This is a genomic window from Streptomyces sp. NPDC051940 (assembly GCF_040680895.1).
Classification (GTDB): Bacteria; Actinomycetota; Actinomycetes; order Streptomycetales; family Streptomycetaceae; genus Streptomyces.
Genome location: NZ_JBFAXR010000032.1, coordinates 49,946 through 71,525 on the forward strand (window position 1 = coordinate 49,946; position 21,580 = coordinate 71,525).

The window sequence follows — 21,580 nt, forward strand, 5'->3', positions numbered from 1 at the left end:
GGTTCAGGTGAGTGCGACGGCCGGCCGGGGCGCCACGGCGACCCGGCCGAGCATGGAGTCGTAGGTCGTACGGTCGAACTCCCCGGCCGCCGGCGCGGCCACCGTCGCGGCGGACAGCGCGACCGCGCGGGCGAGGCGTTCGGGCCACGGCTCGCCGGAGGCCAGCCCCGCGAGCAGCGCGGCGACGGCGGAGTCGCCGGCGCCGGTGGGGTTGCCAGCGACGTACTCCGGCGGGACGGCCTGCCAGGCGCCCTCGCCGGTGACGGCGAGCATGCCCTCGGCGCCGAGGGACGCGACGACCGCGCCGGCGCCGCGCCGGCGGGCGTCACGCGCGGCGCGGGCGGGCTCGGTGGTGCCGGTGAGCTGGGCGAGTTCGGCGGCGTTGGGCTTGACCACGTCGGGCCGGGCGGCGATGCCGCGGCGCAGCGGTTCGCCGCTGGTGTCCAGCAGCACCGGTACGCGGGCGGAGCGGGCGCGGCGGATCAGGTCGGCGTACGCGCCGACGGGGAGGCCCGGCGGCAGGCTGCCGCACAGGGCGACGGCGTCGGCGTCCGCCAGCAGCTCCTCGTAGCGGACGCAGAAGGCGTCCCACTCGGTCGCGGAGACGAGGGGGCCGGGCTCGTTGAGCTGGGTGGTGTCGCCGGTGGAGTCGTCGACGACGGCGACGGTACGGCGGGTGGTGCCGGCTATGGGCACCAATGCGTCGCGCACCCCGGCCGCTTCACCCAGCAGGGTGCGCAGCACGGCGCCCGCGGGCCCGCCCGCCAGCCCCGTGACGACCGTCTCGTGGCCGAGGGCGGCGAGCACGCGCGCGACGTTCAGCCCCTTGCCGCCCGGGCGTTCGGCGACGTCCGTGACGCGGTGGCTCTCGTGGGCGCGCAGCCGGGGCACCTGGTAGGTGATATCGAGCGCCGTGTTGAGCGTGACAGTGAGGTACATAAGCGCGAGCGATCATGCCAAAGCGGCGGCGATCGGCCCAGAGCCAGGACCGGTCGCCGCCGCTTTCTTTACTCCTTCGTGCCCTTGCGCGCGTGCTCTCAGCTGCGCGCGGGCCTCACGATCCACTCACCCTTGCGCATCACACCCGCCAGCGCGAAGTCCGCGTCCAGCACCACGAGGTCCGCGTCCTTGCCGGGTTCGAGCGAGCCGATCCGGTCGTACGCGCCCAGCAGCCTCGCCGGGTTGACCGACAGCGCCTTCACCGCGTCCTCGACCGCGATCCCGTCGACGGTGACCGCGCGGCGGAACGCGGTGTCCAGGGTGAGCGTCGAGCCGGCGATGGAGCCGGAGGTGGGGCCGCCGTGGATGCGGGCCACGCCGTCCTTCACCTCGACCTCCATCGGGCCGAGCGGATACATGCCGTCGCCCATGCCGGCGGCGCCCATGGCGTCGGTGATGAACGCGACCCGGTCCGCGCCGGCGCCGCGGAAGGCCAGCTCCAGCACCGACGGGTGCAGATGCGTACCGTCGTTGATCAGCTCGACGGTGACCCGCTCGTCCTCCAGCAGCGCCACGATCGGGCCCGGGGCGCGGTGGCCGAGGGTGGGCATCGCGTTGAACAGATGGGTGGCGACCGTGGCGCCCGCGTCGATGGCCTCACGGGCGGCGTCGTACGTCGAGTCGGTGTGGCCGACGGCGGCGATCAGGCCGTTGTCCGCGAGCAGGCGTACGGACTCCAGGCCGCCGGGCAGCTCGGGGGCGAGGGTCATCATCCGGGCGGTGCCGCCCGCCGCGTCGATGAGCTTGCGCACGTCCGCCGGGTCCGGGTCGCGCAGCAGCTCGGGCTGGTGCGCGCCGCAGCGGTGCGGGGAGATGAACGGACCCTCGAAGTGGATGCCGGCCAGCTCGCCCTGCTGCACCAGCTCCGCCAGCGAGGCGGCCTGCCGGGCGAGGTCGCCCAGCTCGCCGGTGACGGTGGAGGCGAGCATCGTGGTGGTGCCGTGGGCGCGGTGGGTGGCGATCACCTTCATCGACTCCTCGGCCCTGCCGGAGGAGAAGGAGGCACCACCACCGCCATGGACGTGGATGTCGACGAAGCCGGGCACGATCCAGTGCCCGCCGAGGTCGAGTACCGCCCCGCCGGGGGCGGACTCGGCGATCAGACCCGCGTCGACCGCGACGGTCCCGTCCTCCACGATCCCCGACGGCAGCACCACGCGGGCACCGGTCAGCTCCATGCGCTCCCGCATCAGGCGGTTACCTCCGTGTGCTGCGATTCTTCAAGGGACGGCGCGGCGAGGAGATCCCAGGCGAGCAGGCCCGCGCCCAGGCAGCCGGCGGCGTCGCCGAGCTCCGCCGGAATGATCTCGGGACGATTCTGGAAGGCGATCCGGTCCGCCACCGCCTTCCGCAGCGGTACGAAGAGCGTGTCGCCCGCCTCCGCGAGGCCCCCGCCGACCACGATGGCCGCCGGGTCGAGCAGGGTGATGCCGGTGAGGAGACCGTCGGCGAGGATGCCGACCGCGGTCTGCCACACCTCGACGGCGCGGTCGTCGCCCGCCTCGACGGCCCGCGCGCAGTCGGCCGCCGTGGCGTCCGGGTTCCCGCTGGCCTCGGCCCAGGCGAGGCCGACCGCGGAGGCGGAGGCGTACCGCTCCAGACAGCCGCTCTGCCCGCAGCCGCACGGGATGCCGCCCGGCCGCACGATGATGTGGCCGATCTCCCCGGAGGCCCCGCCGGCCCCCGGCTCGATCCGGCCCTCGATGCCGATACCGGCCGCGATGCCCGTACCCAGGGCTATGAACAGATACCGGTCCACGCCGCGCGCGGCGCCGATCCGGCCCTCCGCCAGCCCGCCCGTACGCAGATCGTGGCCCAGCGCCACCGGCACGCCGCCGAGGCGCTCGCCGAGCAGGGCGCGGAACGGCACGTCACGCCAGCCGATGTTGGCGGAGAACACGGCGACGCCCTTCGCGTCGTCCACGATGCCGGGCACCGCCACGCCCGCCGCGGCCGGTGCCTCGCCGAACCGGCGCCGGCCCTCCGCGGCCAGCTCCTCGGCGAAGTCGAGGATCGCCGCCACCACCGCGTCCGGTCCCCGGTCGCGGCCGGTGTCCCGGCGGGCCTCGTACAGCAGCGTGCCGTCCGCCCCCACAAGGGCGGCTTTCATCCCGGTGCCGCCCACATCAAGGGCGATGACGTGTTTCACGGGGGACAGTGTCGCGTGTCGGCCCGCGAGAGGTCTAGTCCAGTTCGGGGCCTATCCGATCCGGAGTCCGGGCAGGTCCGTTCCGAAGTGCGGACCCGCTACCCGTCGAGGATCACGCTGCGCGTCAGGTTCCGCGGGCGGTCGGGATCATAGCCCTTGGCCTCCGCGACCAGCACCGCGAGCCGCTGCGCCCGCACCAGATCGGCCATCGGGTCCAGTCCCACGGCCGTGGAGTCCGCGAGGAAATACCCGCCCGTACGGGCCACATCGGCCGCCAGCCCCGCCGGCAGCTCACCCAGAAGCCACGCACACCGTCCCGGACCGGTCACCGATATCGGCCCGTGCCGGTACTCCATCGCCGGATACGACTCGGACCACGCGCCCGCCGCCTCGCGCATCTTCAGCGCCGCCTCCGCCGCCAGGCCCACCGTCCAGCCGCGGCCCAGGAACGTCCACTGCACCGACGCCAGCACCGGCTGCGGCAGGGGCTGCGTCAGCGCCAACTCCGCGTCCACGGCGGCCTGAGTGACGGATTTCACATCCGCCGGCAGCGGCCCGTGGGCCTCGAGCCCGGCGCGCAGCAGCGCCAGCGCCGTCGTCGCGAACCGGGTCTGCACCACCGACTCCTCGTCGGCGAAATCCAGCACGATCACATCGTCCGCGGCCGTCATCACCGGCGCCGCGGGATCCCCCGTCAGCGCCACCGTGGCGGGCCCGCCGCGCAGCCGCGCCAGCAGCCGCAGCACCTCGGTCGTCGTCCCCGAGCGCGTGAGGGCCACCACCCGGTCGTACTCCCGCCCCGTGGGGAACTCGCTCGCGGCGAACGCGTCCGTAACCCCCTGACCAGCCGCTTCACGCAGCGCCGCATACGCCTGCGCCATGAACCACGACGTACCGCACCCCGTCACCGCCACCCGCTCCCCGGGCGCCGGCAGCCCCACCAGCCCCGGCGCCACCTCGGCGGCCCGGCGCCAGCAGCCCGGCTGTGTGGCGATCTCCGCTTCGGTCCGTGACTGCTCCGCGGCTCCCATGACTCCGGTGACTCCTCGCATACGGCTGGTACCTGCCGGTGGCGGACGCCGCGGCGCGGACATGGCGCTGCAGCGTCGCCCCGTAGATCACTGGGCAACGATCCGCCGAAGCTTAGGGGAGGGCGTTGCAGAAGCGATACGGGGATGGTGTAGACCTAAGCGTGGTGCAGTGGGAAGACTCCTGCGCGCAACGGCAAATCCCCCCGTGTAGAGGTGAGCAGTACAGTGCAGCGGCGTCGGTTCTTGAGTGTGGCGGCGGCAGGCGCGGCATCCGCGATGGGCATGTCGCTCTCCGGCTGCGGTCTGGGCTCGGGCGAAGGTGACGAGGACGTGGTCCTCAAGGTCATAGCCGCCGACTACGGCAAGCCGGGAACCAAGACCAGTTCCAAGCGCTACTGGGACGACGTGTCCGAGGAGTTCGAGAACAACCACCCGGGCATCAGGGTCGACGTCAAGGTCATCGCCTGGAAGTACGTCGACGCCGAGGTCAAGAAACTCGTCGACGCGGGCACCCCGCCCGACCTCGCCCAGATCGGCGCCTACGCCGACTACGCGTCCCAGGGCCTGCTCTACAGCGCGGACGACGTCCTCTCCATCCCCACCCAGGCCAACTTCATCCCCTCGATCGCCGAGGCCGGAGAGGTCAGCCGGATCCCGTACGGCCTGCCGTTCGTCTCCAGCTCCCGGCTGCTGTTCTTCAACAAGAAGCTGTTCCGCGAGGCGGGCCTCGAGACCGAGAAGGGCCCCCAGAGCTGGTCCGACATCCTGAACGCCGCGAAGAAGCTGAAGGCGAACGGCGTCAAGACCCCCTTCGGCCTCCCGCTCGGCTCCGAGGAGGCGCAGGCCGAGTCCCTGCTGTGGATGCTCGGCAACGGCGGCGGCTACACCGACTCCACCGGCAGCTACTCCCTGAACTCCGGCGAGAACGTCGAGACCTTCGAGTGGATCCAGAAGAACCTCACCGGTGAGGGCCTGGCCACGACCAACGCGAAGAGCACGGACCGCCAGGAGGTCTTCGACGGGTTCCTCAAGAACGACGTCGGCATGTTCTTCGGCCACCCCACCCTCATCAAGGACACCGAGGCCGAGGGCATCGAGGTCGGCATCGCCGACAGGCTGCCCGGCCGGACCGGTCCCGCCCAGTCCACCATGGGTGTCGTCGACTGGATGATGGCCTTCAAGGCCAACGGCAACCGGGAACCCATCGGCCAGTTCCTCGACTTCGTCTTCAGCGACAAGCAGGTCACCGACTTCGCCCAGCGCTACGACCTCCTCCCCACCACCGTCACCGGCGCCAGCCGGCTGCGCGCCGAGCGTCCGGAGCTCACACGCTTCATCACGCAACTCGAGAGCGCGGTCTTCTACCCCGCCGAGAAGACCTCCTGGGCCGCCGTCAGCGCCATGGTCAAGCAGCGCATCGGCAAGGCCGCGATGCCCGGTGGCAACGCGCAGGGAATCCTCGACGACCTGCAGGACCTCGCCGACAAGGCGGAGCGCCAGGAAGAGGAGGAGTAGCCCGCCGCGGGGAACGGGGCCGCGGCACCCACTCCCCCGGTACGGCCACGGGGGCGCGCTATCGGCGCCCCCGCCTCGCCTCCCGCACCCTGCGCAGCCGGTTCACGGTCACCGGATCCGCCCGCAGCGCCCGCCCGTCGTCCAGCAGCGCGTTCAGCAGCTGGTAGTAGCCCGTCGGCGACATCCCCAGCTGCTCCCGCACCGCACGCTCCTTCACCCCCGGACCGGGCCACGACCGGCGCTCGAAGGCCAGCACGGCCAGCTCGCGCTCCGACAGGGCGCCCTGCTCCCCGGCGGGCCCGCCGTGCTCCTCCTGTGCATCCACAGCCATGTCCGCGACCCTACCGGCGCCCACCGACACCGGTAGGGTCACCACCATGGGCAGCCCCGCACCCGGCACACCGGCACCCCGCCCCGCCACGGCAGCAGGGCGGGCCGGCCTGGACGCACTGCTGACGGACCCCCGGCACGCGCTCGTCGCGCTCGACTTCGACGGCACCCTCGCCCCGATCGTCCCCGACCCCGACCAGGCGCGCGCCCACCCGGAGGCCGTCGCCGCCCTGGGCCGCCTCGGCCCCGAGGTCGGCTCCCTCGCCGTCATCACCGGCCGCCCCGCCGCGGTCGCCGTCCGCTACGGCGGCTTCGCGGGCGCCCCCGGCCTGGAGAACCTCGTCGTCCTCGGCCACTACGGCGCGGAGCGCTGGGACGCCACCACCGGCACCGTGACCGCCCCCGAGCCCCCGCCGGGCATCGCCGCCGCCCGCGCCGAACTCCCCGGCGTGCTCGACAAGGCCGGCGCCTGGCACGGCACCTGGATCGAGGACAAGGGCGGCCGCGCCGTCGCCGTGCACACCCGGCGCGCCGCCGACCCCGCCGCGGCCTTCGCCCAGCTCCGCGCGCCCCTGACCGCGCTCGCCGAGGCGCACGGCCTGGTCGTCGAACCCGGCCGCTTCGTCCTGGAGCTGCGCGCCGGCGGTATGGACAAGGGCGTGGCCCTCGCGGACTTCGCCCGCGAACGCGCGGCCCGCACGATCGTGTACGCCGGCGACGACCTGGGCGACCTCGCGGCGTTCGACGCGGTGGACACCCTGCGCGCGGAGGGCCTGGCGGGCCTGCTGGTCTGCAGCGGCAGCGAGGAGGTCACCGCCCTCGCGGCCCGCGCGGACGTCGTCGTGAACGGCCCGGAGGGCGTGGTCGGCCTGCTGGGGTCGCTGGCCGAGGCGCTGCGGGCCTGACCCGGCCGGCCCGCCGCCGCATGGATGACCCCACGGCGGGGGACACCGGCCGGCCCGGCCGGAGGAGGTACGGGTGGCGGAGCAGATCCGTACAACCGCGAAGGAGCCCCCGTGCCCGCCGAGATGAGCGACAAGCTCAAGAAACTGCTCGACTCCCCCGTCTTCGTCGCCGTGGCCACCACCCAGCCCGACGGCAGCCCCCAGCTCTCGCCGGTCTGGGTGAAGCGCGACGGTGACGACGTGCTGTTCTCCACCACGCGGGGACGCCGCAAGGAGCTGAACCTCGCCCGCGACCCGAGGACGTCCGTCCTGCTGCAGCCCTTCGACGAGCCGTACTCGTACGCCGAGATCCGCGGCACCGCGAGCATGACCGAGGAGGGCGGGCAGGAGCTCATCGACGAGCTGTCGATGAAGTACACCGGCAGGCACTACGCCGACTTCAACCCCGCCTCCGCGCATGACCAGGCGCGCGTCGTGGTCCGGGTCACCCCGCGGAAGATCATCGGGAACCTGTGAACAGCGAAGCCCAGGTCGGCTCCCGGCCGGCCTGGGCTGTCGAGCCCCCTGTCGGACTCGAACCGACGACCTACGCTTTACAAGAGCGTTGCTCTAGCCAACTGAGCTAAGGAGGCGTGCCCGAGCAGTGTACCCGCCGTCCGGGTGTGCCCCGCGAGACGATTTCGGCACTCCAGGGGTACTGACAAACCCCACCCCCCCGGGTTACCGTCGGCCGCAGCCCACATAAGTGGACTAAACCTTTACTCGGATCGTCCGGCACGTTCCTGCCGGTGAAGGAGTGCGAGAACTATGGCCACGGTCACGTTTGACAAGGCGACCCGGATCTACCCGGGCACCGAGCGTCCCGCCGTCGACGGGCTCGACATCGAGATCGAGGACGGCGAGTTCCTCGTCCTCGTCGGCCCCTCCGGCTGTGGCAAGTCCACCTCCCTGCGCATGCTCGCGGGTCTCGAGGACGTCAACAGCGGCTCCATCCGCATCGGCGAGCGCGACGTCACCCACCTGCCGCCGAAGGACCGGGACATCGCGATGGTGTTCCAGAACTACGCGCTGTACCCGCACATGACCGTCGCCGACAACATGGGCTTCGCGCTCAAGATCGCCGGCCGCCCGAAGGACGAGATCCGGCAGAAGGTCGAGGAGGCCGCCAAGATCCTCGACCTCACCGAGTACCTGGGCCGCAAGCCGAAGGCCCTCTCCGGTGGTCAGCGCCAGCGTGTCGCGATGGGCCGCGCCATCGTGCGCCAGCCGCAGGTCTTCCTGATGGACGAGCCGCTGTCGAACCTCGACGCCAAGCTCCGTGTCCAGACCCGTACGCAGATCGCGTCGCTGCAGCGCCGCCTCGGCATCACCACCGTCTACGTGACCCACGACCAGGTCGAGGCCATGACGATGGGTGACCGCGTGGCGGTCCTCAAGGACGGTCTGCTGCAGCAGGTCGACACCCCGCGCAACATGTACGACAAGCCGGCCAACCTCTTCGTCGCGGGCTTCATCGGCTCCCCGGCGATGAACCTGGTCGAGGTCCCGATCACCGACGGCGGTGTGAAGTTCGGCAACAGCGTCGTCCCGGTCGACCGCGAGGCCGTCGGCACCGCCGCCGACAAGGGCGACACCACGGTGACCGTGGGTGTCCGTCCGGAGCACTTCGACCTGGCCAACGGCGAGGCGAAGTCGCTGAGCAAGGACGAGCACGCCGGTCTGGCCGTCACGGTCAACGTGGTCGAGGAGCTCGGCGCCGACGCGTACGTCTACGGCACCGCGCACGTCGGCGGCACCGACAAGGACCTCGTCGTCCGCGTGGGCGGCCGCGCCGTCCCGGAGAAGGGCGAGACGATCCACGTCGTCCCGCGCTCCGGCGAGACCCACGTGTTCTCCACCTCCTCCGGCGAGCGCCTGGGCTGAACCCGGCCGGACCCGCTCGACTGACGGCGGCGCCGTATCCCGCAAGGGGTGCGGCGCCGCCGCCGTTTCCGGCCGAACACCGCAGACTGTCGACAAATCACCGAACACGTCGACGACTTCGGGCCCGTAACGTCAACACGAAAATCGAATATCCGGGCATCACGCACCCGTTGGAGTGACTCAATGTCGCCAAATCACTACAGGTCGCTACGATCCCGTCTGTGACTCAGGCAGCCCGCCGCATCGGCAGAACTCTCGCGTTCGTACTCCCCGTCGTCCTCGTCCTGTCGGGGACGCTCGCCGTCGCCACCGTCCCCTGGGCGGCCGGACCGACGGAGTCCCGGCTTCTCCCCGCGTCCGCCACGGACGCCGCGGCGAAGGCCGGCCCGCCCGCCCCGCAGGAGATCCTGCGCAGCCGGCTGCTCGCCGAGCTGCAGGAGAAGGACCCCGGGGCGGCCCTGACCTCGCTGCAGCAGGAGATGAACGCCAGCCCGTCGCTGGCGCGGCACTGCATGGGGATCGCCCGGGCGCTGGGCCGCGCGGCGGTCGCGAAGTACGGCCCGGTGCGGGCGCAGTCCTACTCGCGCCCCGTGTGCGACACGTCCTTCGCCTCCGGGGTGTCCGCCGCCCGGTAGCACCGGTCCGCCGCGTGCGCGGCACCCCCGGCGCATAGGGTGCTGGGCATGACTGAACACTCTCGTCCGACGCAAGCCGTGGTCCTGGCCGGTGGTCAGGGGTCACGGCTTCGTCCGTACACCGACGACCGGCCGAAGCCCATGGTGGAGATCCCGGGCACCGGGACGCCGATCATCGGCCATCAGCTGGCCTGGCTGGCCGAGGAGGGTGTCACGGACGCCGTGGTCTCCTGCGGGCATCTGGCGGAGGTGCTCCAGGAGTGGCTGGACGCCGCCTCGCTGCCGCTGAAGGTGACCACGGTGGTGGAGAGCGAGCCGCTGGGCCGCGGCGGCGGGCTGAAGTACGCGGCGGCATCCCTGCCCCGCCCCGACGAGCCCTGGTACGCCACGAACGGCGATATCTGGACGCGCTTCTCGCTGCGCGAGATGGCCGACTTCCACCATGAGCGGGACGCCGACGCGACGCTGGCGCTGGCCCGGCCGCGGATCCCTTGGGGTGTGGTGGAGACCGACGAGTTCGGCCATGTGCTGGACTTCATCGAGGCGCCGCCCTCGCCGTATCTGGTGAACGCGGGCGTGTACGTCTTCTCGGCGGAGTTCACGGCGATGCTCCCGGACCGCGGGGACCACGAGCGCACCACGTTCCCGCGGCTGGCCCGGTCCCGCCGGCTGGCGGGCTTCCCGCTGCCGCAGGGCGCGTACTGGCGGGCGATCGACACGGCGAAGGACCTCACGGAGGCGGCGAAGGAGCTGGCCGCGGTCCGGCAGCGGGGCTGAGGCCGGCGGTCCGGCAGCGGGGGTGAGCCCCAGCGGTCCCGCAGCGGGGGTGAGGCCCACGGACGACGCGAGAGGGGACGGCCGCTCCGGCCGTCCCCTCTCGCGTCGTGCGTGCCGCTGTCAGCCCAGCAGACCGCCGAGCAGGCCGGGCTCCTCCGACGTACCGCCCGACGTGCCGCCGGAGTCCCCCGTGCCGCCCGTCGAGCCGTCGCCGCCGCTCGAGGAGGAGGGCTCCGGCGCGGTGCCGGTGTCCTGCGGCGGGGCGGTGTCCTGTGCCGGTGCCTCCTCGCCGACCGTGCCGGGGGCGCTGGTCGTGGCGCCCGCGGTGGGTGTGGTCGCGGACTGCGAGGGCGTGGTCCCGGCCTCCTCCGACTCCGTGGGGGAGGGGCTGCCGGATCCGGCGGGCCCGCCCCGGGCGTCGCCGCCGGGGGTGGAGGGCAGCGGCTCGCCGGGCAGGTGGTTGACGGGCGGCTCGCCCGGTCCGGGCACGGTGATGGTGGCGGAGGACCGGACGGCGCTGCCCAGCAGGGAGCCGAGGAGCAGCGTGAGGCCGACGACGACGGTCGCGTACACCACGCCGCGCCGCAGCACGAAGCGGCGCAGCTCCCACAGCGCCGAGCGGGGACCGAGGCGCCGCCACGCCTGGCCCGCGAGGCGCGCGTCGACCGAGTAGACGGGGGCGCCCGCGATGAGCAGCGGCGACCAGGCCGCGAGGAAGATGATCTCGGAGGCGTCGTACGACGGGTCGGTGCGCCAGCTGATGGTGGCGACGAGCCCGGCGGCCAGCAGCACACCGACGCCGGCCGCGAGGCGCTGCCACAGTCCGCAGACGGTCAGCACACCGACGACGATCTGCAGGAACGCCACGGTCAGCCCCATGCCCACCGGGTGCGCCAGGGCGTACTCGTGGACGGGCTGGGCGACGCTCCACGGCTCCAGCGAGTTCATCCAGCTCGCCAGCCGGCCGCGCTCGCCGCTGTCGAAGTACAGCGGGTCGCAGAGCTTGCCCATGCCGTTGTAGACGGCGACGAAGCCGAGGAAGATCCGCAGCGGCAGCAGCACCACGCCGAGGTTGAGCCGCCGCCCCGGGTAGTACGCGTGCCGGACCGGGTCGGCGCCGTGCCGGCGCGGCCGGGCGGTGTCGTCGTCGCCCTCGTAGGCGTAGTCGTCGCCCTGGTAGCCGTAGTCCTCGCCCGCGTGGCCGTCGTACGCCTCGGGGCCCGGGCCGTACGGCGGCGCGCCGGGGCCGCCGACCGGGGGCAGCAGCTGGGTCTCGTCCGCGGCGGGGCGCGGCGAGATGATCGGGATCGGCGCCGTGGCGTCGGGGTCGAAGCGGGGCAGCAGCTGGGTCTCGACCGCGTCGGGGGCGTCGGCGAGGGCCGTGCCCGTACGGCGTACCGCCTGCAGCAGCTGCCCGGCGGCGGGGTCGCCGGGGGTGGTCCGGCCGCTCCACACCACGGGACGCACCCGGGGGACGGCGGCCGTGCGGGTCACGACGGTGGCACGGCTTCCGGGGCGCGGGCCGAAGGCGCCGGAACTCGGCCCGAGCCGCACCCGGAAACTCACGTTGTTGACGCTGACCTGCGCCGGGTCGCTGGGAACCCGCACCATGGTCAGCGCGTCGGTGTCCTCGAATCCCTGCGAGCGTCCCCCCATGGGCGGGCGCGGCGTTCTGGTGTCCACACTCATCTAACCGAGTGACATGGCGTTTGGACACTGCCTGACCCGTCCGGAGTGTCCGGAACCCGTCAAAGATCTCCGGACGGGGGCGTACGCCGCGGGCTCACGCGCGCCGGCGCGCCGCCTCGTACAGCACGATGCCCGCGGCCACACCGGCGTTCAGCGACTCGGCGCCGCCCGGCATGGGGATGCGGACCTTGATGTCGCAGGTCTCCCCGACGAGCCGCCCGAGGCCCTTGCCCTCGGACCCGATGACGATGCACACGGGACCCTCCAGCGCGTCCAGGTCGTGCACGGACGCCTCCCCCTCGGCGGCCAGGCCGACGACGGTGATGCCCTCCTTCTTGTACGCCTCAAGGCACCGGGTCAGGTTGGTGGCGCGGGCGACGGGCGTACGGGCGGCGGTGCCGGCGGAGGTCTTCCAGGCCCCGGCTGTCATCCCGGCGGCGCGGCGCTCGGGGACGACGACGCCGTGGCCGCCGAAGGCCGAGACGGACCGGACGATGGCGCCGAGGTTGCGCGGGTCGGTGACGCCGTCGAGGGCGACGATGAGGGGGTCCTCGCCCTCGTCGTAGGCGGCGGCGCTGAGCTCGTCCGGCAGCGCGTACTCGTACGGCGGGACCTGCAGGACCAGGCCCTGGTGGTTGAGGCCGCCGGTGAGCCGGTCCAGCTCGGGGCGCGGGGCCTCCATCAGATGGATGTCGCCGCGCTCGGTGGCGAGCTGCAGGGCGGCCCGCACCCGCTCGTCGTTGTCGATGAACTGCTGGACGTACAGCATCTTGGCGGGCACGCCGTCGCGCAGCGCCTCGAAGACGGGGTTGCGGCCGACCACGAGCTCGCTGGAGCCCTTGCCGCCGCCGCGGCGCTGGGGCGCGCGGCCCCCGCCGGCCGCCTTGCGGGCGGCGGCGTTGGCCGCCTTCTGCTTGGCGTGGCCCTTGCGCATGTGCGCGGGCGGCGTGGGGCCCTTGCCCTCCAGGGCGCGGCGCCCCTTGCCACCGGTGCCGACGGTCGCGCCCTTCTTGTTGGAAGTGCGCCGGCCTCGTCGCTGGCTGTTCCCGGCCATGGGGATCACCTATCTCTTACTTCTGCGTACGTCATGAGTGTGCCGCCCGCGTGGGCGGGCGGCACGTCAGAGGCTGTGCTCAGCCCAGTGTCCAGCGCGGGCCCTCGGCCGTGTCCTCGATCACGAGGCCCGAAGCCTGCAGCTGGTCGCGGATGGCGTCCGCGGTCGCGTAGTCCTTGCGGGAGCGGGCCGCCTCCCGCTGGTCCAGCACCAGCCGCACCAGGGAGTCGACGGCGCCGTGCAGCTCCTCGCTGCGGTCGTTGGCCCCGCCGGACCACTGTGCGTCCAGCGGGTCCAGGCCCAGTACTCCCAGCATGGCGCGGACCTCGGCCAGCCGGGCCACGGCGGCTTCCTTGTCGTCCGCGGCCAGGGCGGAGTTGCCCTGGCGCACGGTGGTGTGCACGACGGCCAGGGCCTGCGGCACGCCCAGGTCGTCGTCCATCGCCTCGGCGAACGCGGGCGGCACCTCGGCGGCGGGCTCGACCGGTCCGCCGGCCAGCTCCACCACGCGCTGGACGAAGCCCTCGATCCGCGCGAACGCGGCCTCGGCCTCGCGCAGGGCCTCCTCGCTGTACTCGATCATCGACCGGTAGTGCGGGGTGCCCAGGTAGTAGCGCAGCACGATGGGGCGCCAGCGCTGGAGCATGTCGGCGATGAGGACGGAGTTGCCGAGGGACTTCGACATCTTCTCGCCGCTCAGGGTGACCCAGGCGTTGTGCATCCAGTACTTCGCGAAGTCGTCGCCGTACGCCTTGGCCTGGGCGATCTCGTTCTCGTGGTGCGGGAAGATCAGGTCGATCCCGCCGCCGTGGATGTCGAACGCCCGGCCCAGGTACTTGTGCGCCATGGCGGAGCACTCCAGGTGCCAGCCGGGGCGGCCACGGCCCCACGGGGTCTCCCAGGAGGGCTCGCCCGGTTTGGCGGCCTTCCACATCGCGAAGTCGCGGGGGTCGCGCTTGCCGGTCTCGCCCTCGCTCTCGGGCTGCAGGAGGTTGTCCAGCTCCTGGTTGGACAGCGCCAGGTACTCCGGGAAGGAGCGCACGTCGAAGTAGACGTTGCCCTCCGACGCGTAGGCGTGACCGTTATCGATCAGCCCGCGCATCATCTCGATCATCTCGGGGATGTGGCCCGTGGCGCGGGGCTCGTAGGTCGGCGGGAGCACCCCGAGAGCGTCGTAGCTGTGGTTGACGCCGCGCTCGTTCTCGTAGCCGATCGCCCACCAGGGGCGGCCCTGCTCGCCCTGCTTGGTGATGATCTTGTCGTCGATGTCGGTCACGTTGCGGACCAGCGTGACGTCGTGCCCGCGGTACGCCAGCCAGCGGCGCAGGATGTCGAAGTTCACCGCGCCCCGGACATGGCCGATGTGCGGTGCGGCCTGCACGGTGAGGCCGCACAGGTAGATCGAGACGCAGCCCGGTGTGATCGGGGTGAAGTCACGGATCCGCCGGGCGCCGGTGTCGTACAGCCGAATAGTCACGAGTCAAGGGTAGTGGCCCGCGGGGGCTGCCTCCGCCCGGTCCGGCGCCCCCGGGGGCACCGGACACGGAATTGTCATCATCGGCCGGGCCCGGCTCAGGCCGGGCCGCGCACCACCAGCGCCGTGGCCACGCCCATCAGCCCCTCCTCCCGGCCCGGGAAGCCGAGGCCGTCCGTCGTCGCGCCGGAGACCGACACGGGGGCGCCGACCGCCTCCGACAGCAGCTTCTGGGCCTCCTCGCGGCGCTTGCCGACCTTCGGCCGGGGACCGATCACCTGGACCGCCACGTTGCCGATCGTGAAGCCCGCGGCGCGGACGATACGGGCGGCCTCCCGGAGCAGGGTGAGACCCGAGGCGCCGGCCCATTCGGGGCGGCCCGTGCCGAAGTGGGCGCCGAGGTCGCCGAGGCCCGCGGCGGAGAAGAGGGCGTTGCAGGCGGCGTGGCAGACGACGTCCGCGTCGCTGTGGCCGGCGAGGCCGGGCCCGGAGTCGTCCCAGCGCAGGCCGGCGACCCAGAGTTCGCGGCCCTCCTCGTAGGCGTGGATGTCGGTGCCGATGCCGACCTGCGGAAGGAGGACCGGCGGGACGCCTTCGGCGCCGTGGCCGCCCTGGCCGCTCTGGCCGCTCTTGTTGTCAGAAGCCACCGGTCTCCCTCCTACGGGCCAGGACCGCCTCCGCGAGGACGAGGTCCAGCGGCCGGGTGACCTTGAACGCCTCCTCGTGGCCGGGGACGAGGACCACGGGGTGGCCGAGCCGCTCGACCATGCCGGCGTCGTCGGTCGCCCCGTCACCGGCGGCCACGGCGAACTTCTCGTGCGCGGCGGCCAGCACGGACCGCGAGAAGCCCTGGGGCGTCTGGACGGCGCGCAGGAGCGCGCGGTCCGGGGTCGCCACCACGAGCTCCGGCTCGTCCGGGGCGCCGGGCGCGGCGATCTGCTTGACGGTGTCCGCGAGGGGCAGCGCCGGCACGACGGCCGGCGCCCCGTCCCGTACGGCCGAGGCGACGGCCTCGACCGTGTCGACGGGGACGAGCGGCCGCGCCGCGTCGTGGACCAGGACCACGTCGACGTCGTCGGGCAGCGCCGCGAGGCCGAGGGCCACCGACTCCTGGCGGGTCGCGCCACCGGGGACGACGAGGATCTCGGCGCTGGGCGAGGCGTCCGCGCACAGCGCCCGCACCTCGGCGACGGCCGCCTCCCCGGGCGGGGCGACGACCACGACGAGGGAGACGGCGCGGGCCCGGGCCATGGCCCGTACGGCGTGCACGAGCATGGGGATGCCGCCGAGGGAGCGCAGGGCCTTGGGGGTGCCGGGGCCGAGGCGCACGCCGCGTCCCGCCGCGGGGATGACCGCGGCGGTGCGCCCGGTGCGGGCGGCGGCCGGCGATTCAGACATTGCCACGGTGTTCAGGTTTCGACCTCGAGACGTGTTGGGTATGGCCAGGAGGAACCCCACGCCCGGGTACCACCCGGAGCGCGGGGAGTGCCGGGGTCACAGCTGCCGCCCCTTCCGTGACGCTCCACGCGGCAGCGCCTCGGCCCGGCACGGCGGCACGGCACGCTTGTATTAAGCACCGCAACCGTGCCGCGGTGCATATACACATGCCGCAGCGCCCGATGAATCATCGGGCACCACGGCATCTGTACGTACGCTCACTCGTGATCACACAAGTAATGAGCGGTGTTCACTTATCAGCGATCACGTCCGCGCGCCCGCACGGCGGCATACGTGGCGGCAACGCGTCGCGTCGTCTCTTGGTCGTGCAGTCGTGCAGTCGTGCTTCAGGAGGCGAGAACTTCGTCGAGGAGGGCCTCGGCCTTGTCCTCGTTGGTGCTCTCGCAGAGCGCCAGTTCGCTCACCAGGATTTGCCGAGCCTTGGCGAGCATTCGCTTCTCGCCGGCGGAAAGACCGCGCTCCCGCTCCCGGCGCCACAGGTCCCGGACCACTTCGGCGACCTTGATGACGTCGCCGGAAGCCAGCTTCTCCAGGTTCGCCTTGTAACGACGCGACCAGTTCGTCGGCTCTTCCGCATACGGTGCGCGCAGCACCTCGAAGACCCGCTCCAGCCCTTCCTGGCCCACTACATCGCGTACGCCGACGAACTCCGCATTGTCCGCCGGTACACGCACCGTCAAGTCGCCCTGGGCGACTTTCAGCACCAAGTAGGTCTTGTCCACACCCTTGATCTGGCGAGTTTCGATGGCCTCGATCAGCGCGGCCCCGTGATGGGGATAGACCACGGTGTCGCCAACCTTGAACGTCATGTGACAGGTACCCCTTCCGTGGCTATCCAGGGTAACACGGGAACGGCCGCTTCTGAATGGCGTTTTCGCAGGTCAGGGCATATCTCGGGGCTTGACAACAGCGGCCGTATCGTGCTGCGCGGGCCCTCGTCAAGCGGGTTTCCGCAGGTCGGGACCCGTCTGCGGCGGGGGTGAAACAGGGCCGTTACCGGAAGGGGCTGTCCCGCCAAGTGAACCATACGTCCCTTTTGCCGGAGTCCGTATGGCGCACTTCACGTGCCCCGTTCGGCCCTGCGCGGGCAACGGAAGGCAAAATCTCGAATTGATCATTCCCTGCGATCATTCCGGCAATAGGCATGGCCTCCGAGCAGGGTGGCAGACCCGCTGTTCGTGATCTCGGATTCGTAAATCGCGGGCAATAGCAGGCCGGTCCGTTCCCCCGTGGGGGTGGGTCGCGGGTGAGGCGTGCGCACGGGGTCGGTAGTGTGATCACGCAAAGCCCCATCAGCACAAGCACGTCCAAGGAGTTGCGCCGCCGTGAGCCGCAGCCTTCGACGCGGCGCGGTCGCCGCCGCCTCTCTTCTTCTCCTCCCGCTGGCCCTCACCGCGTGTGCGGCCGGCAACAACGCCGAGACCGGCAAGATCCGTCCGGACAACGCCGAGGTGACCGACGGTGCGATCAAGGTGCAGAACGCCTTGATCATCACCGCCGACAAGGGCGGTGAGGAGACCGCCTCGGTCTCCGCCCGCGTCTTCAACAGTGACACCGAGCCGCAGACCCTCGAGGAGCTGACCATCCCCGGCACCTCGGCGAAGGTGAAGCTGCGCCCCGCCGGCGGCGGCGGTGGCGAGCTCACCGTCCCGGCCGGCGGCTCCCTGATGCTCGGCGGCGAGGGCAACCCCTCCGCCCTCATCAGCGGAGGCGTCTCCGATCTGACCGACGGCAACACCCACAACCTCCTCTTCCAGTTCGACAGGACCGGCAAGGTCGAGCTGGCGGCGATGGTCGTGCCGGCCGTGGGCACCTACGCCGAGTTCGGTCCGTCGGCCGCCGCCTCCGCGCCGGGCGCGTCCGCGTCGCCGTCCGCTTCCCCGTCCCCCTCCGAGTCCGCGAGCGCGGAGCAGGCCACGGACGCCGGCACCGAGGACGCGGCGCCGGGCGACGCGACGGCTTCGCCGCAGGCGTCGGAGTAGTACGGGCGCGTTCACGTCGTACGACATGAGGAACCGGCGGCGCCCCTTTCCGGGCGCCGCCGGTTCCTCGTGTACGTGACGTGCTGTCGCCGGTCTACGGCTCGAACTTGTAGCCGAGTCCGCGCACCGTCACCAGATAGCGCGGCGCGCCCGGGTCGGGTTCGATCTTGGCGCGCAGACGCTTGACGTGGACGTCGAGGGTCTTGGTGTCGCCGACGTAGTCCGCGCCCCAGACCCGGTCGATGAGCTGCATCCGGGTCAGCACCCGGCCGGCGTTGCGCAGCAGCATCTCCAGCAGGTCGAACTCCTTCAGCGGCAGGTCGACCTTGTCACCGGCGACGGTGACCACGTGCCGGTCCACGTCCATCCGCACCGGGCCGACCTCGAGCGCGGCCGGGGCGGCCTCCTCGGGCTCGCCGCGGCGGCGCAGCACGGCGCGGATCCGGGCGACGAGTTCGCGGGAGGAGAAGGGCTTGGTGACGTAGTCGTCGGCTCCTATCTCCAGGCCGACGACCTTGTCGATCTCACTGTCCTTGGCGGTGACCATGATCACCGGGACGTTGGACCGGCTGCGCAGCTGCCGGCACACCTCGGTGCCGGGCAGCCCCGGCAGCATCAGGTCGAGCAGCACCAGATCGGCGCCGTTGCGCTCGAAGTCGTCCAGCGCTTCGGGGCCCGTGGGCGCGATGGCGACCTCGAAGCCCTCCTTGCGGAGCATGTACGACAGCGCGTCGCTGAACGATTCCTCGTCCTCGACGACCAGGACACGGGTCACCGGTGGACCTCCGGTCGGGCAGGGGTGAAGGGGGTTGCCGGCTGCTGCGGATTTTCTCCACAACCGTCAGCCGATGTCACTGCCTGTTGGTAGGTTGGGCATCGCCGGGTGACGAAAACCAAGCCGTCCGGCTGCTCAACCCCTGCGGTGGCAGGCGAAACACACTGAGATCGCGGGCTCGATGCCTGCCGTCGCCGGGAGTGGCTCGGAGACGTGAAACCCTGCGTGGAGCTGGTGTAAGACCCGGAGTCCGGGCTGTCGGTGGTGAAGCGCGGACCGTAGCTCCTGCCCGTTAGGGCCGGGAACGGACCTTCTGGGCCGAAAGGCTCGGAATGTTGAGACCGGGTTACGGTCTCGGCAACGGTCACGGAATGGCCTCCGGGGCGGGATGGGGTGCGTGGTCTGGCACGGGGTCGTCGGCGTCCTCGTCGACGCCGGACGGTTCGATCAGGGCGCCGCTCACCCCGCCCTGGCCCTCGCGGCGCGGCATGGCCGCCTCGGGGAGCCGCAGGGTGAACGTGGAGCCCTGGCCTTCGGAGCTCCACACACCCACCTCGCCGCCGTGGGAGGCGGCGACGTGCTTGACGATGGCGAGGCCGAGGCCCGTGCCACCGGTGGCGCGTGAGCGGGCCGGGTCGACGCGGTAGAAGCGTTCGAAGATGCGGTCGCGGTCCCTCTCGGAGATGCCGATGCCCTGGTCGGTCACGGCGATCTCGATGAGGTGGCCGCCGGGGGCGGTGATGCGCCGGGCCGCGATGCCGACCCGGGTGCGGGCCGGGCTGTAGTTCACGGCGTTCTCCACCAGGTTCCCGAGCGCCGCGGCGAGCTGGCCGCGGTGGCCCCAGACCGTGAGGCCGTCGATGCCGCCGGCGGCCATGGTGATCTGCTTCGTGGAGGCCGCGTGCCGGCAGCGGTCGATGGCCTCGGCGACGAGTTCCTCCACGCGGACGGGCTCGGCGTCGTCCAGCGGATCGTCGTTCTGCACCCGGGAGAGGTCGATGAGCTCCTGGACGAGGTTCGTCAGCCGGGTGGCCTCGATCTGCATCCGGCCGGCGAAGCGGTCGACCGCCTCGGGGTCGTCGGACGCGTCCATCACGGCTTCGGAGAGCAGGGAGAGGGCGCCGACGGGGGTCTTCAGCTCGTGGCTGACGTTGGCCACGAAGTCGCGGCGTACCGCCTCGATCCGGCGGGCCTCGGTGAGGTCCTCCACGAGCAGCAGCACCAGGCGCGAGCCGAGCGGCGCCACCCGGGCGGAGACGGCGAGCGCCTCGCCGCGGCCGCTGCGCCGCGGCAGATCCAGTTCGACCTGCCGTATCTCACCGTCGCGCCGGGTCTGGCGGGCCATGGCGAGCATCGGCTCGACGGCGAGCCGGCCGCCGCGGACCAGCCCCAGCGCGTACGCGGCGGAGCTGGCCTTGACGACCGCGTCCTCCTCGTCGAGTACGACGGCGGAGGAGCGGAGCACCGACAGCACCGTGTCGACGCCGGGAGGCAGGACGGGCTCGGTGTGCAGGGAGCTGCGGGTGGGGCGGGCCTGCTCGCGTTCGCTCCAGCGGAACGCCAGCATGGCGATCACGCCGGTGCACAGCCCGGCGATCGCAGCCAATGCGGCGACCGCCGCGTTCAGGTCCATGGCTCCAGGTTAGGCACGTCGGAGAGGGGTTCCACACCCATCAGAGTGGGACCTCGAACTCCAGTCGCCAAGAGTTCACCCTCAGGTCGGCCCCGGTTCACAAAGCTGGCGCGGGTCGCCCGGCATGGTGGATGCTGCGGAAAACCGCGAAGATAGCTGTGCAAATCGGCTGGGTTGATCAGCCGGTGGAAGGACTGTGATGCGGGACACTTATCACGAGGAGCTCGACTCGATCGGCGAGGGGCTGGTCGAGATGGCCCGCCTCGTAGGGTCCGCCATGGGCCGGGCCACGACGGCACTGCTGGACGCCGACCTGAAGCTCGCGGAGACCGTGATCGAGGGCGACGAGAAGGTCAACGACCTGCAGCAGGAGCTCGAGGCCCGGGCGATCCAGCTGCTGGCCCGGCAGCAGCCCGTGGCCACGGATCTGCGGATAGTCGTCACGAGCCTGCGGATGAGCGCCGACCTGGAGCGTTCCGGAGACCTCGCCAAGCACGTCGCCAAGCTGGCGCGGCTGCGCTACCCCGTCTCCGCGGTGCCGGGGCACCTGCACTCGACGATCATGGAGATGGGCCAGCTGGCGCAGCGCCTGATGGCCAAGGCGGCGGACGTCATCACGACGAAGAACGTCGACATGGCGCTGGAGATGGAGACGGACGACGACGCGATGGACGCGCTCCACCGCAAGCTCTTCCAGCACCTGATGGACGACCGCTGGAAGGACGGCATCGAGACGGCAGTCGACGTCACCCTGTGCGGCCGCTACTACGAGCGCTTCGCGGACCACGCGGTGTCGTGCGCGGGCCGGGTGGTGTACCTGGTGACGGGCGAACACGCGGAAGAGGTCGCGGCGGCGGAGGGGTAGGCCGTACGGCCGGCCGTCGGGGCGTACGACTGGACCGCCACGGCGCACGACCCGACGACAAGGGCGCACGGACGGCCCGCCCGGCGCGCGGCTGCCGACGTGCATCCGCGCGCCGTTGATGCGCCCACGCGGCGGGGCATGAATGGGAGTGGAACTCTTCGCCCACCTCCAAGGAGGCCATCCATGGCGGACACCCCCACTCCCACCTCCCGCGAACAGCCCCCGGCCGCCGAACCCCGCCGACTCCCGCTGCTGGGCGCGTGCGGCTGCGGCTCGGGATGCGGCTGCGGCTGCCAGTCGGGCGGCTCCTGCCAGTGCGGCGGCGGCTGCTGCCACTGACCACTGACACCGACGACATGACGCAGCCCCGGCCCGGGAGCTCCCGG

The 21,580-nt window shown here is 72.2% G+C and carries 22 protein-coding genes and 1 tRNA gene; 9 read left to right on the forward strand and 14 right to left on the reverse strand.

The window, feature by feature from the left end:
* Positions 1 to 3: 3 nt before the first annotated feature.
* The 4 genes from AB0M28_RS15455 to AB0M28_RS15470 all read right to left on the reverse strand — a co-directional run bounded on the left by AB0M28_RS15455 (position 4) and on the right by AB0M28_RS15470 (position 4,179).
* On the reverse strand, positions 4 to 939 hold the full coding sequence (locus AB0M28_RS15455; protein WP_365403758.1) for a 1-phosphofructokinase family hexose kinase: 936 nt from the start codon (positions 937 to 939) through the stop codon (positions 4 to 6).
* A gap of 98 nt (positions 940 to 1,037) precedes the next feature.
* Positions 1,038 to 2,189 (reverse strand): N-acetylglucosamine-6-phosphate deacetylase, encoded by a 1,152-nt coding sequence (gene nagA / locus AB0M28_RS15460; protein ID WP_365403761.1) that lies wholly within the window; start codon positions 2,187 to 2,189, stop codon positions 1,038 to 1,040.
* Positions 2,189 to 3,148: an ROK family protein gene (locus tag AB0M28_RS15465; protein ID WP_365403764.1), complete on the reverse strand. Its 960-nt coding sequence runs from the start codon at positions 3,146 to 3,148 to the stop codon at positions 2,189 to 2,191. Before AB0M28_RS15465 ends, nagA begins: the two co-directional genes overlap by 1 nt.
* A 98-nt stretch (positions 3,149 to 3,246) precedes the next feature.
* On the reverse strand, positions 3,247 to 4,179 hold the full coding sequence (locus AB0M28_RS15470) for an SIS domain-containing protein (RefSeq protein WP_365403767.1): 933 nt from the start codon (positions 4,177 to 4,179) through the stop codon (positions 3,247 to 3,249).
* A 276-nt stretch (positions 4,180 to 4,455) separates the two neighbouring features.
* Here AB0M28_RS15470 and AB0M28_RS15475 point away from each other — a divergent pair, with 276 nt between their 5' ends.
* Positions 4,456 to 5,694, forward strand: a complete 1,239-nt coding sequence (locus tag AB0M28_RS15475; protein WP_365403770.1) for an extracellular solute-binding protein — start codon at positions 4,456 to 4,458, stop codon at positions 5,692 to 5,694.
* A 58-nt stretch (positions 5,695 to 5,752) separates the two neighbouring features.
* On the opposite strand, the gene AB0M28_RS15480 is transcribed toward AB0M28_RS15475, so the two are convergent.
* Positions 5,753 to 6,025 (reverse strand): DUF3263 domain-containing protein, encoded by a 273-nt coding sequence (locus tag AB0M28_RS15480; protein ID WP_365403772.1) that lies wholly within the window; start codon positions 6,023 to 6,025, stop codon positions 5,753 to 5,755.
* Between the two features lie 46 nt (positions 6,026 to 6,071).
* On the opposite strand from AB0M28_RS15480, the gene otsB reads away from it, so the two are divergent.
* Together otsB and AB0M28_RS15490 are read left to right on the forward strand one after the other, a co-directional pair.
* Positions 6,072 to 6,929, forward strand: a complete 858-nt coding sequence (gene otsB, locus AB0M28_RS15485) for a trehalose-phosphatase (RefSeq protein WP_365403775.1) — start codon at positions 6,072 to 6,074, stop codon at positions 6,927 to 6,929.
* A 111-nt stretch (positions 6,930 to 7,040) separates the two neighbouring features.
* Positions 7,041 to 7,445 carry a PPOX class F420-dependent oxidoreductase gene (locus AB0M28_RS15490; RefSeq protein ID WP_365403778.1) on the forward strand — a complete coding sequence of 135 codons (405 nt, stop codon included), beginning with the start codon at positions 7,041 to 7,043 and terminating at the stop codon, positions 7,443 to 7,445.
* A gap of 42 nt (positions 7,446 to 7,487) precedes the next feature.
* Here AB0M28_RS15490 and AB0M28_RS15495 read toward each other — a convergent pair.
* Positions 7,488 to 7,561 (reverse strand) — tRNA-Thr (locus AB0M28_RS15495).
* Positions 7,562 to 7,736: 175 nt separating this feature from the next.
* Here AB0M28_RS15495 and ugpC point away from each other — a divergent pair.
* The 3 genes from ugpC (at position 7,737) to AB0M28_RS15510 (ending at position 10,264) form a co-directional block, all read left to right on the forward strand.
* Positions 7,737 to 8,852 carry a sn-glycerol-3-phosphate ABC transporter ATP-binding protein UgpC gene (gene ugpC / locus AB0M28_RS15500; protein ID WP_365403781.1) on the forward strand — a complete coding sequence of 372 codons (1,116 nt, stop codon included), beginning with the start codon at positions 7,737 to 7,739 and terminating at the stop codon, positions 8,850 to 8,852.
* 221 nt (positions 8,853 to 9,073) lie between these two features.
* Entirely contained in the window at positions 9,074 to 9,487 is a 414-nt protein-coding gene (locus AB0M28_RS15505; RefSeq protein WP_365403784.1) for a hypothetical protein, read from the forward strand.
* Between the two features lie 48 nt (positions 9,488 to 9,535).
* The gene (locus AB0M28_RS15510) at positions 9,536 to 10,264 is read left to right on the forward strand and encodes a nucleotidyltransferase family protein (RefSeq protein WP_365403787.1); all 729 of its coding nucleotides are present in this window, start codon (positions 9,536 to 9,538) and stop codon (positions 10,262 to 10,264) included.
* A gap of 120 nt (positions 10,265 to 10,384) precedes the next feature.
* Here AB0M28_RS15510 and AB0M28_RS15515 read toward each other — a convergent pair whose 3' ends face one another.
* The 6 genes from AB0M28_RS15515 to AB0M28_RS15540 form a co-directional block, all read right to left on the reverse strand.
* The gene (locus AB0M28_RS15515) at positions 10,385 to 11,920 is read right to left on the reverse strand and encodes a DoxX family protein (protein ID WP_365403790.1); all 1,536 of its coding nucleotides are present in this window, start codon (positions 11,918 to 11,920) and stop codon (positions 10,385 to 10,387) included.
* Between the two features lie 127 nt (positions 11,921 to 12,047).
* Entirely contained in the window at positions 12,048 to 13,007 is a 960-nt protein-coding gene (gene rlmB / locus AB0M28_RS15520; RefSeq protein ID WP_365403793.1) for a 23S rRNA (guanosine(2251)-2'-O)-methyltransferase RlmB, read from the reverse strand.
* A gap of 79 nt (positions 13,008 to 13,086) precedes the next feature.
* A complete protein-coding gene (gene cysS / locus AB0M28_RS15525) occupies positions 13,087 to 14,484 on the reverse strand; it encodes a cysteine--tRNA ligase (protein WP_365403796.1) in 1,398 nt (465 codons plus the stop codon).
* A 95-nt stretch (positions 14,485 to 14,579) separates the two neighbouring features.
* Positions 14,580 to 15,041, reverse strand: a complete 462-nt coding sequence (gene ispF, locus AB0M28_RS15530; RefSeq protein ID WP_365403828.1) for a 2-C-methyl-D-erythritol 2,4-cyclodiphosphate synthase — start codon at positions 15,039 to 15,041, stop codon at positions 14,580 to 14,582.
* A gap of 76 nt (positions 15,042 to 15,117) precedes the next feature.
* Entirely contained in the window at positions 15,118 to 15,879 is a 762-nt protein-coding gene (gene ispD / locus AB0M28_RS15535) for a 2-C-methyl-D-erythritol 4-phosphate cytidylyltransferase (RefSeq protein ID WP_365403799.1), read from the reverse strand.
* Between the two features lie 386 nt (positions 15,880 to 16,265).
* On the reverse strand, positions 16,266 to 16,748 hold the full coding sequence (locus tag AB0M28_RS15540; protein ID WP_018836077.1) for a CarD family transcriptional regulator: 483 nt from the start codon (positions 16,746 to 16,748) through the stop codon (positions 16,266 to 16,268).
* 516 nt (positions 16,749 to 17,264) lie between these two features.
* Here AB0M28_RS15540 and AB0M28_RS15545 point away from each other — a divergent pair.
* Positions 17,265 to 17,921: a DUF461 domain-containing protein gene (locus tag AB0M28_RS15545; RefSeq protein WP_365403803.1), complete on the forward strand. Its 657-nt coding sequence runs from the start codon at positions 17,265 to 17,267 to the stop codon at positions 17,919 to 17,921.
* 94 nt (positions 17,922 to 18,015) lie between these two features.
* Here the strand turns inward: AB0M28_RS15545 and AB0M28_RS15550 are convergent, their stop codons facing one another.
* Both AB0M28_RS15550 and AB0M28_RS15555 read right to left on the reverse strand, forming a co-directional pair.
* Positions 18,016 to 18,696, reverse strand: a complete 681-nt coding sequence (locus AB0M28_RS15550; RefSeq protein ID WP_365403807.1) for a response regulator transcription factor — start codon at positions 18,694 to 18,696, stop codon at positions 18,016 to 18,018.
* A 364-nt stretch (positions 18,697 to 19,060) separates the two neighbouring features.
* Positions 19,061 to 20,329, reverse strand: coding sequence for an ATP-binding protein (locus tag AB0M28_RS15555; protein WP_365403810.1), 1,269 nt, complete (start codon positions 20,327 to 20,329; stop codon positions 19,061 to 19,063).
* Positions 20,330 to 20,528: 199 nt separating this feature from the next.
* Here AB0M28_RS15555 and phoU point away from each other — a divergent pair, with 199 nt between their 5' ends.
* Positions 20,529 to 21,194 carry a phosphate signaling complex protein PhoU gene (gene phoU / locus AB0M28_RS15560; RefSeq protein WP_365403813.1) on the forward strand — a complete coding sequence of 222 codons (666 nt, stop codon included), beginning with the start codon at positions 20,529 to 20,531 and terminating at the stop codon, positions 21,192 to 21,194.
* A 183-nt stretch (positions 21,195 to 21,377) separates the two neighbouring features.
* Positions 21,378 to 21,533: a hypothetical protein gene (locus AB0M28_RS15565; RefSeq protein ID WP_365403816.1), complete on the forward strand. Its 156-nt coding sequence runs from the start codon at positions 21,378 to 21,380 to the stop codon at positions 21,531 to 21,533.
* The last annotated feature ends 47 nt before the right edge of the window (positions 21,534 to 21,580 follow it).